The sequence below is a fragment of the Thermoleophilum album genome (genome assembly GCF_028867705.1).
Lineage (GTDB): Bacteria > Actinomycetota > Thermoleophilia > Solirubrobacterales > Thermoleophilaceae > Thermoleophilum.
Genome location: NZ_CP066171.1, coordinates 412,700 through 427,634, shown reverse-complemented (window position 1 = coordinate 427,634; position 14,935 = coordinate 412,700). Strand labels below are relative to the sequence as shown.

The window sequence follows — 14,935 nt, the reverse complement described above, 5'->3', positions numbered from 1 at the left end:
AACGCTCGAGCGGTCACGACCGGTCGTGGTCAAGGTGAACGGTCGCTGGGCACGCGCGATGCAGCAGCGCCCGCAGCGCGGGCAGGTGTTAACGCAGCTGGGACGAAGACGGGACGGAGCGAGCGATGGGGATGACGAGCAGCATCCGACTCGGCCGTATCGCCGGCATCGAGGTCGGCGTCAACTGGAGCTGGTTGATCGCTGCGGTCCTCTTCACTTGGGTGCTCGCCGACGGCGTCTTTCCGCAAACGAACCCCGGCCTCGACGACGGCGTCTATCTGGCGATGGCGCTGGTGGCGGTGGTCGTGTTCTTCGCGTCGCTGGTCGCGCACGAGTTCGGTCACGCGCTGCAGGCGCGCCGTGAAGGGGTTGCGATCGACGGGATCACGCTCTGGGTGTTCGGCGGCGTGGCGAAGCTCGCCGGCCCCTTCCCGACGCCCGAGGCTGAGCTCCGCATCGCTCTCGCCGGACCGGCGGTCTCGCTCGTGCTCGGCCTCATCTTCTTGGCCGTCGCGGCGCTCCTGCCGCTGCCGGCCGCCGCAGACGGTGTCGTGCACTGGCTCGGTAACACCAACCTCGTGTTGCTGGCGTTCAACATGTTGCCGGCGCTGCCGCTCGACGGGGGGCGGGTTCTTCGCGCTCTTTTGTGGCGCTCGCGCCGCGACTTCCGCGCTGCCACTCGAACCGCCGCGGCGCTCGGCCGCGGCTTCGGACAAGGGCTGATCGCCCTCGGCGTGCTCGCGGTCGTGGCGGGTGGCGGCGCGAGCGGTGTGTGGCTCGCGTTCATCGGCTGGTTTTTGCTCGGCGCGGCCGACGCCGAGGCGCGCGCGGCCGAGCTCGGCGGTCTAGTCAGCGGTCTGCGCGTGGCCGACGCGATGGTGCGCGACCCGGTCGTGGTGGCCCCCGACCTGTCGCTCGAGGACTTTCTCGAGCGCGTCTTCTTCGCCCACCGCCACACCGCCTATCCGGTCGTCGACGACGCCGGGCGAGCGCAGGGAATCGTCTCCTTCCGCGACGCTCTCCGCCTCCCCCGCGACCGCTGGCAGGAGCTGCGCGTGGCCGACGTGATGGTGCCGATCGAGCGCAGCGACATCTTCGCGCCGGATCTCGCTCTCGAGGAGGCCATGCGCCGGCTTGCTGGCTCGCAGCTGCGGCGTGCCCTCGTCGTGCGCGGGCCGGAGCTGATCGGCCTGCTATCGGTCACCGACGTCGTACGGCTGCTCGAGCTCTTCGAAGCCGAGGCGGGCGCAGGCAGCCGCTACTCGTAGGCGATCGCCTCGAGGAGCGCGACGCGCGCAGCGCGGCGCGCCGGCAAGGCTGCCGCGGCGACGCCAGCGAGCGCCGCGACGACAAACATCACGACGAGCTGATCGACGGGCCAGGCGAGCACGAAGCCTTCGCCGGCGAGCGGACCCGACATCGCAGCCGCAAACGCCGCGCCCAGGGCGAGGCCCAGAACGGCACCGACGAGCGCGGTGAGAACCGCCTCGAGAACGACCATCGTTCGCAACTGGCGCCGGCTCATCCCGACTGCGCGCAACAGCCCGAGCTCGCGCGTGCGTTCGAGCACGGAGAGCGCGAGCGTGTTGAGAATGCCAAGCACGGAAACCAAGATCGAGAAAGCCAGGAGCACGTAGACGAGCGCCACGAGCTGGTCGACCTGGCGCTCGATCTTGCGCTTCGCCGCGGCCTGGTCGAGCGCTTGCACCGTCGGGTAGGAACGCCCCAGCGCGCGCCGCAGACGCCGCAGCAGCCTGTCGCTATCGGTGCCCGCGCGGGGGGCGACAAGCAGCAACGCCGGGCGCCGCTCGCCGAAACGGCGCTCGAGCACCTGGCGCGCGAAGAGGGCGTCGCCGATCACGTTGCCGTCGTCGCGCACCGTCGCCGCGACACGAGCACGAACGCGCACCCCTCGCGCCGTGCGGAAGGTGAGGGTTCGGCCGACGGCGATGCCCCGCTGACGCGCGAAGCGATCGTCGATCGCCACCTCGCCTCGCGCGAGCGCAGCCAGCGGCCGGGGCGTGCCGCGCACCACGCGCAGGCGGAAGAGCGTCGCGGGCGCGTCGGCGTCGATCGCGCTCACTTGTCGCGTGCCCGCAACGCCAGCGATCTTCGCTGCCGAGAAGAGAAGGCCGGCGGTAGGGCCGACACCGGGGGTGCGCCGCACGGTCGCTTCGACGCCGCGCGGAAGCACAGTGAAGCCGTCCTGTGACTGGATCTCGATCGGCGCCGGCAGGGTGGTGTCGATCGCCCTCCCCGCCGAGGCGTTGATGCCGGCCGCGAAGATCGCGACGAACACAACGAGCGCGAGCCCGATCGTCAGCGCCGTAGCCGCCGTAGCGGTCCGGCCTGGCTGACGCAGGGCGTTCTCGCGCGCCAGGCGCCCGCTGATCCGCCCGAAGCGCGCCAGCGGCAGTCCCACCGTGCGCGCCACCGCGGGAACGACGAGCGGCCCCGCCGCCGCCACGCCGGCGAGCAAGAGCAGTGCACCGGCCCCGACCACGAGCGCGGCACGACCGCTCGGCAGCGGACCGAGCGCGCCCACGAGCAGGCTGCCGCTGCCCGCTGCGAGTAGGGCCGCGGCGAGCAGGCGGAGCCGCTGGCGCGTCCCGCGCCGGGGGCGTTCGGCCGGCAGCCGCAGCGCGGCGAGCGGCGAGATGCGCGTCGCGCGGCGGGCGGGGACGAGCGCAGCGATGAGCGTGACGGCGATACCGACGACGAGGCCGACGACGATCGAGCGTGGACGCACGACCGTGCCCGTGTTGGGCAGGTCGAGCCCGGCGCTCGCCAGCAGCTCGTTCAGAAGCGGTGCCACCACTAGCCCACCGGCGACGCCCACGGCCGCCCCGAGCGCTCCGAGCGCGAGCGCTTCGGCAGCGACAAGACCGAACAGCTGCCTGCGGCTCGCTCCGAGCGTGCGCAACAGCCCGAACTCGGCGGTGCGCTGGGCGACGGTGATCGCGAAGGTGTTGAAGATCAGAAAACCACCGACCACCACCGCCACGCCCGCGAAGACGAGCAGCGCGGTGCGCAAGAACGAAAGCCCCGAACGCACTTCGCGCGCCTGCCGCTCGGCGCTCTCGGTCGCCGTCTCGACGCGGTAACGCTCGCCGAGCCTGCGCGCCACGCGGTCGCGCAAAACGTCTGCTCCGACACCGGGCGCCGCGGCGACGAGGATCTGGTCGAAACGCCCCTGCTTGTCGGTAACCGCGCGGGCGTCGGCGAGCGTCAGCGTCAGCGCCACCGCCCCGCCGAGCGACGCGCCGCCCGACAAGCGCGTGATCCCCACCAGGCGGAAGCGGCGCACACCGCGTTCGCCGACGACACCGATGCGGCTGCCGAGCCGCAACCCGCCGCGGCGTGCGCTCTGCTCGTCGAGCGCAGCTTCACCAGGGGCGCGCGGCGGGCGCCCGCGCGCGTAGCGCTCGGAGCGGAACGGTGGCGGCAAAACAGAGCCGACGAAGTTCGGTGCAAAGCCGCGCGCGAGCGGTCGATCGCGGGCGTCGACGACCGTAGCGAAACCGGCGATACCGCCGACCGCCGTGCGCACGCCGGGCACCTCGCGAACGGTGGCGAGCACCGACGCCGGCAGCGTCGCCGCCTCGACCGATGGCGCGACGATCTCCTGTCGCGCGGTGACGACGACGTCGGTGCCGGATTGCGACTCGCGAAACAGGCGCTCGAAGGAGCGGTCGATGGTGTCGGTGAGCACGTAGGTGCCGGCGACGAGCGCGACACCGACGACGATCGCCGCGAGCGTGGCGAGCGCCCGCAAGGGGCGCGCCAACAGAGCTCGTGCGGCGAGTTGCAGCACCGCCCGTTCAGCTCGCAGCGGCGAGCAGCTGAGCGACTTGCTCCTGTCCCTCGACGGGACCCTCGAACGCGATCCGTCCGTCGCGCAAAAGCACGAGCCGGTCGGCCCAAGCAGCCGCCGCCGGGTCGTGGGTGACCATCACAACCGTTTGACCGAACTCGTCGACCGCCCGTCGCAAGAGCGCCAGCACCTCCTGCGACGCCCGCGAGTCGAGGTTGCCGGTGGGCTCGTCGGCGAAGACGACCGCCGGCCGAGCGACGAGCGCCCGCGCCACTGCCACACGCTGCTGCTGCCCGCCCGACAGCTCGGAGGGGCGATGGTCGAGCCGGTCGCGCAAACCGACGGTGTCGACGATCGTTTCGAACCACGCGCGGTCCGGCTCGCGTCCCGCGATTTCGAGCGGCAACAGGATGTTCTCGCGCGCGCTCAAGACCGGGACGAGGTTGAAGAACTGAAAGACGAAACCGACGCGGTCGCGTCGCAGACGCGTGAGCTCCTCCTCGTCCAGCGCCGTCAGATCGACGCCGTCTAGGACGATCGATCCCGAGGTTGGGCGGTCGAGACCGGCGAGAAGGTGCATGAGCGTCGACTTGCCCGATCCCGACGGCCCCATGATCGCCGTGAACCGTCCGGCCGGAAGCGCGAGATCGACACCTGCGAGCGCTTCGACGGCAGCATCGCCCTCGCCGTACACACGCCGCAACGCGCGCGCCTCGCACACCGCCCCCGAGCGGGCGCCAGCAGCGGTTCCGTCGCGGCTTAACATCTCGGCACCTTGGAAGCGAGTGGCGGGGCGATCGAGGCGCTCGACGGCGGGGGATTCGACCCGCCGCCCCCGCCGCTGCCGCCAGACTATCCGTTCGTCCGCACACCCCCGCCGCCGCGGCGGGGCGGGCCTTTGGCGCTGCTCGCGTTCATGGCTCGCAACCACATGCTGCGGCCGCGCTACGCGGTGCTGCTCGCGCGGCTCGCCTGGCTCAAGCTCCGTTACCGCGGGCGTCTCGTCACCGACGGCATCGCTTTCGTCGAGCGCGGGGTGGAGTTCGAGATCGGCCGCCACGCCCGCGTCGAGCTAGGACGCTGGTCGTGGATCGGACGGCGGTCGAAGATCCGCTGCCACGAGGGCGTGGTGCGGATCGGCGCGAAGAGCGTGCTCGGCCAGGAGTGCACGATCTCGGCCTACCAGCACGTGTCGATCGGTCGCGAGTGCGTCATCGCCGACCGCGTGATGCTGATCGACTTCGACCACTGCATGGCCGAGGTCGAACGCCCGATCCGCGAGCAGGGCATCTACAAGCGCGACGTGCGCGTCGGCCACAACGTCTGGATGGGGTACGGCGCCTGTGTGCTGCGCGGAGCGACGGTGGGCGACAACTGCGTGCTCGGCACCTACGCGGTGGTCACCCGCGACATTCCCGACAACGCCGTCGCCGTGGGCGTGCCGGCGCGGGTGATCAGGATGCGGCCAGCCCCCGAGCGGCTGCGCTTCGTCGACTAGATGTGCGGCGCTACCCCTTAGGCACTGCGCACGCTTGATCTTCCACACTTCCTACAAAAAAGCCCACCACCTGGCAGCCAAGTCACTTGGCCTTGCATGCCGCTACGAGCGCCTGCAGCACAGGCCTGTCGCCGGCTCGTTCAAGATCGGATCCACCTTGCATGCAACCTCCGCCCTACGCAGCGGCGGATTCTCGTAGCCCTCGCACTGTCACCGCAGGGCTTCTTCAGCTTGGCGCAAGCGAGCCGCTCAGATCACGGTGGCTCGTGCCCGCTTGAGCGTCACCTCGAGATGCACGCGCCGACCACGAGGCTCAGGTTCTTGGCCTTTGGCGACGTCACACACACTTCTGAGGTGACGGCAGAGTCCCCCGTATGGCTCCCACCTCAAATTCTTGCGACATGCGTTGAGGCTCTCTAAGACCCTGCTCCCGTTGGCGGCGTCGCGCTTCTCGGTATCTGAGAACCTCGGCTACGGGCACACGCCGGTGCGACCCGGCTCGTTCGTAGGCAATCCTGGCACCGTCGAGCAGGCGCACCAGGTACGGGCGCGAGACACCCAGCAGGCGCGCGGCTTCTGTCGTCGTGAGCAGGTCCTCTGAGCCGACAACGACGACGCTCGAGCCGCGCAGGAGAGCTTCTATCAGCTGCCGCAAAGGTCCCCGCAAGTCATCGGGCAATGGGATCCGTTCGCCGGTGCTTGTAGCGAAGGCAGGCATCCGGCCGGAGCGCAGCTCGTCGACTAGTCGTTCGAAGACCGCTCTCTCGTCGCTCGACAGCTCGAGGTGAGTCGATGGGCTGCCACCCGTGGTGCGCGCCCCTCCCGTCGGTATCGCTCAGACGCAGAGGTAGATACGGCTACTGCGTCAATCGTCAGGTTGGTCCACAAGTGAAATAACCGCAACAGAGCCAACGCCGACACAGCGACCCGCGATCGCGTGCCTCAACACCCTAACGCTCGACCGGCAAAGCCTCGCCCACCGCCAGCTCGCGGTAGACGGCCGCGACCTGGCGGGCGACGTCGCCCCAGTCGAACGTCAGCACGTGCTCGGACGCCTCGGCGACGAGCCGTTCGCGCAACTCGGCGTCGGTGAGGAGGCGCTCGGCCATCTCGGCGAGCGAGTTCGGGTCGCGCGAGCGGAAACGCAACCCCACCTGTTCGCTCGGCACGACCTCGCGCAGACCGCCCGTGTCGGCCACGAGGCACGGGCAGCCGGACGCCATCGCCTCGAGCGCGACGAGCCCGAACGGCTCGTAGATCGACGGCACCACGCAAAGGTCAGCGATGCGGTAGAGCGAGTGCAGAAGATCGTCGCCGATCCAACCGAGGAAGGTGCCGTGACGGTCGAGGCCGAGCTCGCGCGCCTGGCGACGGAGGTCGTCCTCGGCGGTTCCGGAACCGGCGATAACGAAGCGCACGCCGCCGACCCGCTCGATCACTCTCGGCAGCGCCTCGAGCGCGATCTGGAACCCCTTTTCGTAGACGAGCCGACCGACCAGCAGTACGAGCTTCTCGTCGGGCCGCGCGAACTGTCCGCGCAGCGTCTCGAGATCGGCGACGGGCACTAGTTCGCTGGGATCGATGCCGTTCGGGATCACCGTCACGCGGCGCTCGTCGAGGCCGAAGATGTCTGCCACGTGCTCGCGCATGTACGACGAGCAGGTGATGACGCGGTCGGCACGGTTCGCCATCCAGCGCTCAACGCCGTGGATGTAGGACTGCGGATGACGGTCGACGTGACCCTGGTGGCGCCCGTACTCGGTGGCGTGGATCGTCACCACGAACGGGGCGCGGAAGCGGCGCGCGAGATGGTCGCAAGCGACGGCGACCAGCCAGTCGTGTCCGTGCACGATGTCGAAGCGAAAGCGGTCGCCGAGCTCGACGCCGGCCGCGAGCATGTCGGCGTTCATGTGCTCGACCCAAGCGATGAACTCGGCAAGGTCGCGCGGCCGCCGCGGTTCGCGGACGCGGTGCACGACGAGCCCGGGCAGCACCTCCTCTTCGGCTGGCGACTCCTCGAGCCCGCGCGCCAGCACGTGCACCGCCACACCGTGGTCGACAAGGTTCTCGGCGAGCTTGCGAACGTGGCGGGCGAGCCCACCTTCGATCAGCGGTGGGTACTCCCAGGAGAGGATCAGTGCGCGCATCGCTTCGTGCCCATCTCGTCGAACGGCGCCCGCTCAGGGCGCAAAAAGGTGCTCGACCGCCAGGTCGGGCGCGAGGTTGCCGACCGTCGGCCGCTCGACAGGACGGCAGTGTTCCAGAGCCGCGAGCGCGGCGTCGAACTCGCGCCGGTGAGCACGAACCCGCTCGAGCGGATACGGGCCCGCCGTCCGCTTCGTCGCCATGAACGCCCAGTCGCTCGCCTGCAGAGCCAGAAGCTCGCGAGCGGCGCGCGCCAGTGCCGGCGCATCGCCGCAGCCCGCGCGCGCGGCACGACGCGCTGCAGCAAGTAGACGCAGCTCGGCGATCCGCGCAGCGGCGACGATCTCGTCGGCAGCAGCGCAGTCCCAGGTCGAGAGGTCCTTGCCGCTCCCCCAGCTCGCCTCTTCGAGCCCCGCGACCTCGCGCCGCGCGCGGCTCGCCGCTTCGCCGAGCGTCACCAGCTCGATCCCCACGGTCGGTGCCAGCCGCAAAACGGACCGCAACCACTCGACTCCCTCGGCCCACCAGTGACCGAGCAGTTCGGCGTCGAGCGCGCAACAGACGACGCCGCACCGTCCCGTCGCGCGCTGGTAGTCGCGCAAACGGCTCGCGACGCGCGCGACGAAGTCGCGCGCGTCGCTCTCGGCCTGGGCGAGTGCGCGCCCCCGGCGGTACGGCGAGCCGTCGTTCGCCCACGGGTTGAAGTGGTGTTCGGTGCCGCGGTAGTAGTCGCGGTAGGGAGCTCTCGTGGGGTAGCCGCTGCGCTCGTCCCAAACGAGGCGCACGAGCTCCCAGTCGATCGGCACCGCAACGAGCCCGCCCGGCAAGGCGAGCGGCTCGAGGTGTTCGGCACCGCCGCTCGCGACAGCGCGCGTGCGGTCGACGCAGAAGTAGCGCACGCCGCAACGCGCGAGCGCGTCTTCGAGCCCGGGGCGCCACGCGCACTCGGGCAGCCAGATACCCCCGCCGAAACCGCCGAAGCGCCGACGGTGCGAGGCGATCCCGGTCGCGATCTGGAAGCGGCGCGCGGCGTCGGTGGCGACTATCGGCAGCACCGGGTGGGTCGCTGCCGAAGCGAGCACCTCCACGCCGCGGAGCGCCCGTGCGCGTGCCAGCGGACGCCAACCCGCGGCCAACGCGCTGGCCGCCCGCCGGTACTGCTCCTCTTGGCTCGCCAGCGCCTCGGCAAGAGCGCTCTCGCCGCGCTCGCGTAGCAACCGCCGATCGGACCCCACGAGCCCGATCCGGGTCTCCTCCACGAAGCGCACGAGCCGCTGGCGCTCCGGTCCGTCACCGCTCTCGACAAGTTCGAGCTGGTCGCACAGGACGGGCGTGAGACCGAGCGTGACGGGGAACCCGTCGATGGTTTCGAAAAGCGGGAGGTAGACGCTGGCGATCGCCTCCCACAGCCACTCCTCCCCGAACGGCCAGGTGCCGAAACCGACCACGTAGGGCATGTGCGCGTGCAGGACGAGCGCCAGCGCGCCCACTCCGCCGCTGTGGTCGCCGCGTCCGTTCACCGCTGGCGCCCGTCCCGGCGCCTAGCCGACAACGAGCGGTCGTCCGGCGCGGTCACCGCAACACTGCGAGCAGATCGAGCGCCTCGACGAGCGGCGCGCGAGCGATGCGAAAGTCGCGCGCCGAGATCGCCGGCACGAAGCGGCGGTAGAAGGCGTCGGTGAGACCGAGGCGCGGATGCAGCGCATCCCAGCCGAGTCGCAACGCGAGCTCGTGCAGGCGCAGCTTGCGGGCGTGGAAGACGCCGTAAAGCTCGACGTGATCGAACACCGTACGGCAGAGCGCCTCGAACTCGTCGGGCCGGTACTCGCGCAGGTGGAAGGGGTTGTCGGACCGCTCGGCGCCGGGAGGCGCGAGCGTCAACACGTTCGGCGTCGACACGTACACGGCTCCGCCCGGCCGCAGCAGCGAACGGAAGTGGCGGAGCACAGCCTCGGGGTCGGGAACGTGCTCGATCGTCTGCAGGAACACGATCGCGTCGCAGGGCTCGGCGTAGCGTTCCACCAGCTCCCGAACGAAGCGCACGCCCGGCCGCGTGTACTTGAGGCGAGCGTGCTCGTACGCCTCGGGGTTGGCGTCGACGCCGACCACGGTCGCCGCTCTGCGCGCCAGCACCTCGCAGCCGTAGCCCTCGCCACAGGCCATGTCGACGACGTCGAGGCCGCCGCAGCGCTCGGCGACCCACTCGTACACGACCAGGTGGCGCCGAAACCAGTAGTTCTCCTCGGGAACGTCGGGCAGCGTGCGCTCGCCGGTCAGCTCGAGCGGCGGCACACCGGGCGGTTGGTTGCGCTGGAAGTAGCGCTTCCCGCTCGTTGCCCGCCGCTCGCTGTCGGGATGTCGGATCTCGCCAACCAAAGCCGGGGCAGTGTATTGCCGTACCCTTCCGCCGCCATGCGTGCCGACAGAGCCGAACAGATCAAGGCAGCGAATATCCGCTACCACGACCTCGCTGCCGAACAGTACGACGCCAAATGGGGTATCAGCTTCGACGAGCTCGGCCAGAGCCAGGTGCTGGCGAAGCTGCGTCGTGCCCTGGGACGCAAGGACGTCGGCCGCTTCCCCCGTGCGCTCGAGATCGGTGCCGGCACCGGCTACTTCTCGCTCAACCTGATGCTCGCCGGAGTGATCGACGAACTCGTCGCGACCGACATCTCCCAGGGCATGCTCGACCAGTTGGCACGCACCGCCGAGGCGCTGGGTCTCGGCGACCGTGTTGAGTGCGTGCGTGCCGAGGCGTCCGAGCTGCCGCTCCCGGACGCGAGCTTCGACCTCGTCTGCGGGCACGCGGTGCTCCACCATCTGCCGGATCTCGCCGGCGCGTTCGCCGAGTTCCGTCGTGTCCTCCGCCCGGGCGGGCAGTTCGTGTTCTGCGGTGAGCCGTCGCTGTGGGGCGACCGCATGGCGACCGTCCCCAAGCGGCTGGGCGCACGTCTCGCGCCGCTTTGGCGGACGCTGCTGCGCATACCCGAACGCAGAGAGAACGGGGCTCCGCACGCGCACGAAAAGGAGTTCCTCGAGCAGCTCGTCGACGTCCACGCCTTCACTCCCGGCGACCTGCGCGCGTGCGCGACGCGAGCCGGTTTCCGCGACGTGCGCGTGACCGGCGAGGAGCTCGCTGCCAACTGGTTCGGCTGGACCAACCGCTCGCTCGAGGCGACCGCCGACCCGCAGCGCATTCCGCGCGCCTGGCGGCTCTGGGCCTACCACGGGTATCTGGCGCTGCAGCGAGTCGACCGAGCGCTGCTCGAGCCTTATCTGCCGCCGGCGATCTTCTACAACCTGCTCATCGCCGGTCGTGCCCCTGCGCGGCCGCGCGGGCGGCGCGGTAGCGCTCGAGGGCGCGCAGCCGCGCGGAGCGGTGGTCGACGATCGGCGCGGGGTAGTCGCGCCCGATGACGCACCCCGTCGCCTCTTGCACTCCCCGGGGCATCCGCCACGGCTCGCGCAGCCAGCGGTCGGGAACGCTCGCCAGCTCGGGCACGTAGCGGCGGATGTAGCGTCCCTCGGTGTCGAAACGCTCGGCCTGCAAGATGGGGTTGAGTATCCGTCGCGCGGGCGGGGCGGGGTCGCTGCCGACGGACGCGATCCACTGCCAGTTGCCGTTGTTGGACGCTTCGTCGCCGTCGACGAGCGAGCGCATGTACCAACGCTCGCCGAGTCGCCAGTCGATCCCCAAGTGCTTGGTGAGGAACGACCCAGCCACGAGGCGGGCGCGGTTGTGCACCCAGCCCTCCTCGGCTAGCTGTCGCATCGCGGCGTCGACGAGCGGGTAGCCGGTGCGACCGTCGCGCCAGGCAGCGTACGCATCGGGATCGTCGGCCCAGTCGATCGTGCGGTAGGCGGCTTGCAGCTCGCAGCGAGCCAGCTCGGGACGGCGTGCCATGAGCGCGGCGTAGAAGTCGCGCCAGGCGAGCTGACGCCGGAAGGCGGTGGGGCCGGCACCGGCCGGGAGGCGCTCCTCGACCGCGCGCGGCGAGATGCAGCCGAAGTGGAGGTAGGGCGAGAGGCGCGAGGTCGCGTCGGCCGCTAGATCGTTGCGGCGTTCGTGGTAGCGGCCAACCGAGGTGCCAAGGAACCGCTCGAGCCGCTCCCATGCGGCCCGCTCGCCGCCACGCGGGCGCCGTGGCGCCTCGTTTCCTGCGAGTGGCGGCAGAAGGTCGGCGAGGTTTGGTAGCTCGCCCGGCGCGATCTCGGCCGGGGGTGGCGGCAGTCGGCTAGGGGCGGACAGCGGTCTTCGGCGCGGCGCCGCCTGCCAGCTTCGAAAGAACGGCGTGAAAACGACGGAGCCGCTCACCGCTTCCGGCCTGTCGACGCAGAAAGCCCCGGGGTGGAGAACGAGGCGGCCGCCACGCTCGGCGAGCGCGGCCGCTACCTCCCGCTCGCGCCGCTTGGCGAACGGACCGACGTCGGCGGTGGCGTGGACTTCCGGGTCGGCGGCCGCACCCACTAGCGCAGCGATCTCGCGCGCCGGTTCGCTGTGGCGCACGATCAGCTGCTGGCCGCGCTCGCGCAGTGCGGCACGCAGTTCGGCGAGCGCCTCGAGCAGGAAAGCAGTCCGAGTCGCCGAGGCGTGGCGCCCGCACAGCAGCGCACGGTCGAAGACGAAGACGATCGCAAGCGTGCCGCCACGCTCGCCTGCGCGCTGTGCCGCTGCGTTGAGCGCCGGATGGTCGTGAAGACGCAGATCGCGTCTGAGCCAAAGAACCACCACGCCCTTTCCTTACGAGCGTGCGCTGGTCGCGGCTCACGGGGCGTGCGCTGTCAGGCGAGCGCCACCGCCCCGCCCCGGCGAGGGTCGCCGCCGCCCACCAGAGCGCCGGTCACCGGGTCGCGGCCAACAGCTTGCACACCGCCGAAGTAGAGGTTGCGCTCCGGCCAGCGCACAACATTGAAGCCGCGCGCTTCGATCTCGCGCAGCTCGTCTTCCGGCAGGCCGGGCTCGGCGTCGACGCGCCCCTGTTCGCAGTGCAGACGCGGGCGCTCGACCGCACGGGCGGCATCGAGCCCCTCATCGATGACGGCGAGGATCGTCTGCAGGATCGCCGAGCGAATGCGGTTCGACCCGGCCGAACCGAGCGCCAGCTCGCACTCGCCGGCGCGCAGCACCACGGTCGGCGCCATCATGCTCGGCACGCGGCGCCCGGGACGGTGGCTCGCGACGCCCTCGGGGCTGAGGTCCTCTTCGCCCAGCATGTTGTTGAGGTGAACGCCTGTCCCCGGTACGACGACGCCGCTGCAGGAGCCGTTCGAGCAGGTCATGGAGACGGCATTGCCTTCGCCGTCGATCACCGCGATGTGCGTCGTCGACCCAAGCTGCGGGCTCGACCCGAGCTTCGTGGTCGAACCGAGCTCGCCTCTCGCTCCCGAACTTGGGCCGCATCCCGCGGAGCGCAGCTCGGCCGCTGCCCGCTCGAGCGCCTCGCGCGCGAGGAAGCGCTCGAGATAGCCCTCGCTGTGCAGCCCGATTGTGAACTCGCGCGTGCGCTCGCGGTTGGTGCGCTCCATCACCGCGACGAGATCGACGAGGCGGCGCGGGCGTCCCAGCCGCTCGAGCAGATCGAGCGCGTAGGCGATGAGGATGCCCCCCGCTGACGGCGGCGGGTTGGTGAGAACCACGCGCCCGGCGTAGGCGGCGCGCGCCGGTTCTCGCGCCACGACCTGGTACTCGGCGAGGTCGCTGCGCGTGATCGCGCCACCGTGGTCGAGCACCCACGCCGAGACCGCTTCGCCGACGTCGCCGCGGTACATGAAGTCCGGACCCTCGCCTCCGAGGCGTTCGATCAGGTCGCCAAGCTCGGGCAGCCGGATCCGCTCGCCGGCGCGAAGGATCCGCCCCTCTGGCGCGTACCAGCGCTCACACTCGGCGGTCGAACGCAGGATCGGTTCGAGAATCCGCAACAGGTAGCCCTGGATCGGGCTGATCTCGACGCCCGCACGCGCCGCACGCGCCGCCGGCGCGGCGAGCTCCGCGAGCGGGCGCGTGCCGAACCGTTTCAGCGCCTCCACAAGCCCGAGCGCCGTCCCGTAGACGCCGCACGACGCCGGCCCGACGTTGAAGCGCTGGCGCTGGCCGGCCGTGAACTCGACCCAGAGGGGGATGAGCTCCACGCGCCGGTGATCGGCAGGCAGCCCCTTTCCGGGCGCGGCGACGAAAAAGTCGAAAAGTGTGCTCTCGCCGCCGCTCGTGTGCACCAGCATGAAGCCGCCGGCACCGGGGCCGGTCAGCGGCGACTCGGCGACCCACGACATCAAGCCGGCCGCTACCGCGGCGTCGATCGCGTTGCCGCCCTCGCGAAGAATGCGGGCTCCGGCCTCGGCCGTGAGCGGGTGTCCGGCAGCGACGACGCCCTTCATCTCCCCGGCGAGAGTAGCCGGGGCGAACGACCGCCCACTAGCGGCTGGGTCAGCGCCCCGGCATGAACTCGGGCACGCGAACGTCGGCGAGATCGCTGCTCGCCATCGTGCGTTCGCGCTCGACCCGGCGCACACGCGGCTCGGCGTCGGGCACGTCGACGGTGGCGCGCTTGCGTGACGAGCTCTCGCCGTACCCGGTCGCCACCACGGTCACCCAAACCTGATCGGCGACCTTCTCGTCGACCATCGCGCCGAAGATGATGTTCGCCTCCGGATGGGCCGCCTGCCGCACCGCCTTAGCGGCCTCGTTCACCTCCCACAGCGAGAGGTCGGGTCCGCCGGTCACCGACAGCAGGATCGACCGCGCACCGTCGAGGCGTGTCTCGAGCAGCGGCGAGGCGATCGCATGCTCTACAGCGTCGAGCGCGCGTCGCTCGCCGGCGCCCATACCGATGCCGAGCAACGCCTCGCCGGCGTCGGACATGATCGTCCGGACATCGGCGAAGTCGAGATTGATCAGCCCCGGGAGGGTGATCAGGTCGGAGATGCCCTGCACGCCCTGGCGGAGCACGTCGTCGGCGACACGGAAGGCGTCGAGCATCGACACCCGCCGGTCGAGCACTTCGAGCAGCCGCGCGTTGGGGATGACGATCAGCGTGTCGACCGCGGCCGCCAACTCCTCGATCCCTTGCTCGGCCTGACGGGCGCGGCGCGACCCCTCGAACGGGAACGGCTTGGTGACGATGCCGACGGTGAGCGCACCGACCTCGCGTGCGATGCGAGCGACCACCGGGGCTGCGCCGGTCCCGGTACCGCCGCCCGCACCGGCAGCGATGAACACCATGTCGGCACCCTTGAGCAGCGCTTTGATGCGGTCGTAGTCCTCGATCGCCGCCATCCGCCCGAGCTCGGGGTTGGAGCCCGAGCCGAGCCCGCGCGTGACCTCGGCGCCGATGTGCAGCTTGTGGTGCGCGCGCGAATGCTCGAGCGACTGCAGATCGGTGTTGAGGGCGACGAAGTCGATGCCCTCGACACCCGCCTCGACCATGCGGTTGACAGCGTTGACGCCGGCGCCGCCGACCCCCACGACCTTCAGCACGGGC

General features: G+C 70.9%; 12 protein-coding genes. 3 read left to right on the top strand and 9 right to left on the bottom strand.

Annotated elements, in window-relative coordinates; all coding sequences use genetic code 11:
* Window positions 1-131 precede the first annotated feature (131 nt).
* A complete protein-coding gene (locus tag JDY09_RS02025; RefSeq protein WP_274717332.1) occupies window positions 132-1,268 on the top strand; it encodes a site-2 protease family protein in 1,137 nt (378 codons plus the stop codon).
* Here JDY09_RS02025 and JDY09_RS02020 read toward each other — a convergent pair.
* Window positions 1,259-3,814 (bottom strand): ABC transporter permease, encoded by a 2,556-nt coding sequence (locus JDY09_RS02020; RefSeq protein WP_274717331.1) that lies wholly within the window; start codon window positions 3,812-3,814, stop codon window positions 1,259-1,261. The genes JDY09_RS02025 and JDY09_RS02020 overlap by 10 nt on opposite strands.
* 7 nt (window positions 3,815-3,821) lie before the next feature.
* Complete coding sequence (locus tag JDY09_RS02015) at window positions 3,822-4,580, bottom strand: ABC transporter ATP-binding protein (RefSeq protein ID WP_274717330.1); 759 nt, start codon at window positions 4,578-4,580, stop codon at window positions 3,822-3,824.
* Between the two features lie 9 nt (window positions 4,581-4,589).
* On the opposite strand from JDY09_RS02015, the gene JDY09_RS02010 reads away from it, so the two are divergent.
* A complete protein-coding gene (locus JDY09_RS02010) occupies window positions 4,590-5,312 on the top strand; it encodes an acyltransferase (RefSeq protein WP_274717329.1) in 723 nt (240 codons plus the stop codon).
* A 337-nt stretch (window positions 5,313-5,649) separates the two neighbouring features.
* Here JDY09_RS02010 and JDY09_RS09965 read toward each other — a convergent pair whose 3' ends face one another.
* The 4 genes from JDY09_RS09965 to JDY09_RS01995 all read right to left on the bottom strand — a co-directional run bounded on the left by JDY09_RS09965 (window position 5,650) and on the right by JDY09_RS01995 (window position 9,833).
* Window positions 5,650-6,030 (bottom strand): excisionase family DNA-binding protein, encoded by a 381-nt coding sequence (locus JDY09_RS09965; RefSeq protein ID WP_428837449.1) that lies wholly within the window; start codon window positions 6,028-6,030, stop codon window positions 5,650-5,652.
* A gap of 232 nt (window positions 6,031-6,262) precedes the next feature.
* Window positions 6,263-7,459, bottom strand: coding sequence for a glycosyltransferase family 4 protein (locus JDY09_RS02005; RefSeq protein WP_274717328.1), 1,197 nt, complete (start codon window positions 7,457-7,459; stop codon window positions 6,263-6,265).
* Window positions 7,460-7,492: 33 nt separating this feature from the next.
* Window positions 7,493-8,977: a 1,4-alpha-glucan branching protein domain-containing protein gene (locus tag JDY09_RS02000; RefSeq protein ID WP_274717327.1), complete on the bottom strand. Its 1,485-nt coding sequence runs from the start codon at window positions 8,975-8,977 to the stop codon at window positions 7,493-7,495.
* Between the two features lie 52 nt (window positions 8,978-9,029).
* The gene (locus JDY09_RS01995) at window positions 9,030-9,833 is read right to left on the bottom strand and encodes a class I SAM-dependent methyltransferase (RefSeq protein ID WP_274717326.1); all 804 of its coding nucleotides are present in this window, start codon (window positions 9,831-9,833) and stop codon (window positions 9,030-9,032) included.
* Window positions 9,834-9,869: 36 nt separating this feature from the next.
* Here JDY09_RS01995 and JDY09_RS01990 point away from each other — a divergent pair, with 36 nt between their 5' ends.
* Complete coding sequence (locus tag JDY09_RS01990) at window positions 9,870-10,874, top strand: class I SAM-dependent methyltransferase (protein WP_274717325.1); 1,005 nt, start codon at window positions 9,870-9,872, stop codon at window positions 10,872-10,874.
* Here JDY09_RS01990 and JDY09_RS01985 read toward each other — a convergent pair.
* Genes JDY09_RS01985 through ftsZ form a run of 3 tightly spaced genes read right to left on the bottom strand, consistent with a single transcriptional unit; the run spans window position 10,762 to window position 14,931 of the window.
* Window positions 10,762-12,189 carry a cryptochrome/photolyase family protein gene (locus JDY09_RS01985; protein WP_274717324.1) on the bottom strand — a complete coding sequence of 476 codons (1,428 nt, stop codon included), beginning with the start codon at window positions 12,187-12,189 and terminating at the stop codon, window positions 10,762-10,764. The two genes, JDY09_RS01990 and JDY09_RS01985, sit on opposite strands and share 113 nt — an antisense overlap.
* A 50-nt stretch (window positions 12,190-12,239) precedes the next feature.
* Window positions 12,240-13,832, bottom strand: coding sequence for a gamma-glutamyltransferase family protein (locus JDY09_RS01980; RefSeq protein WP_274717323.1), 1,593 nt, complete (start codon window positions 13,830-13,832; stop codon window positions 12,240-12,242).
* Window positions 13,833-13,881: 49 nt separating this feature from the next.
* Window positions 13,882-14,931, bottom strand: coding sequence for a cell division protein FtsZ (gene ftsZ, locus JDY09_RS01975; protein ID WP_428837457.1), 1,050 nt, complete (start codon window positions 14,929-14,931; stop codon window positions 13,882-13,884).
* Between the last annotated feature and the right edge of the window lie 4 nt (window positions 14,932-14,935).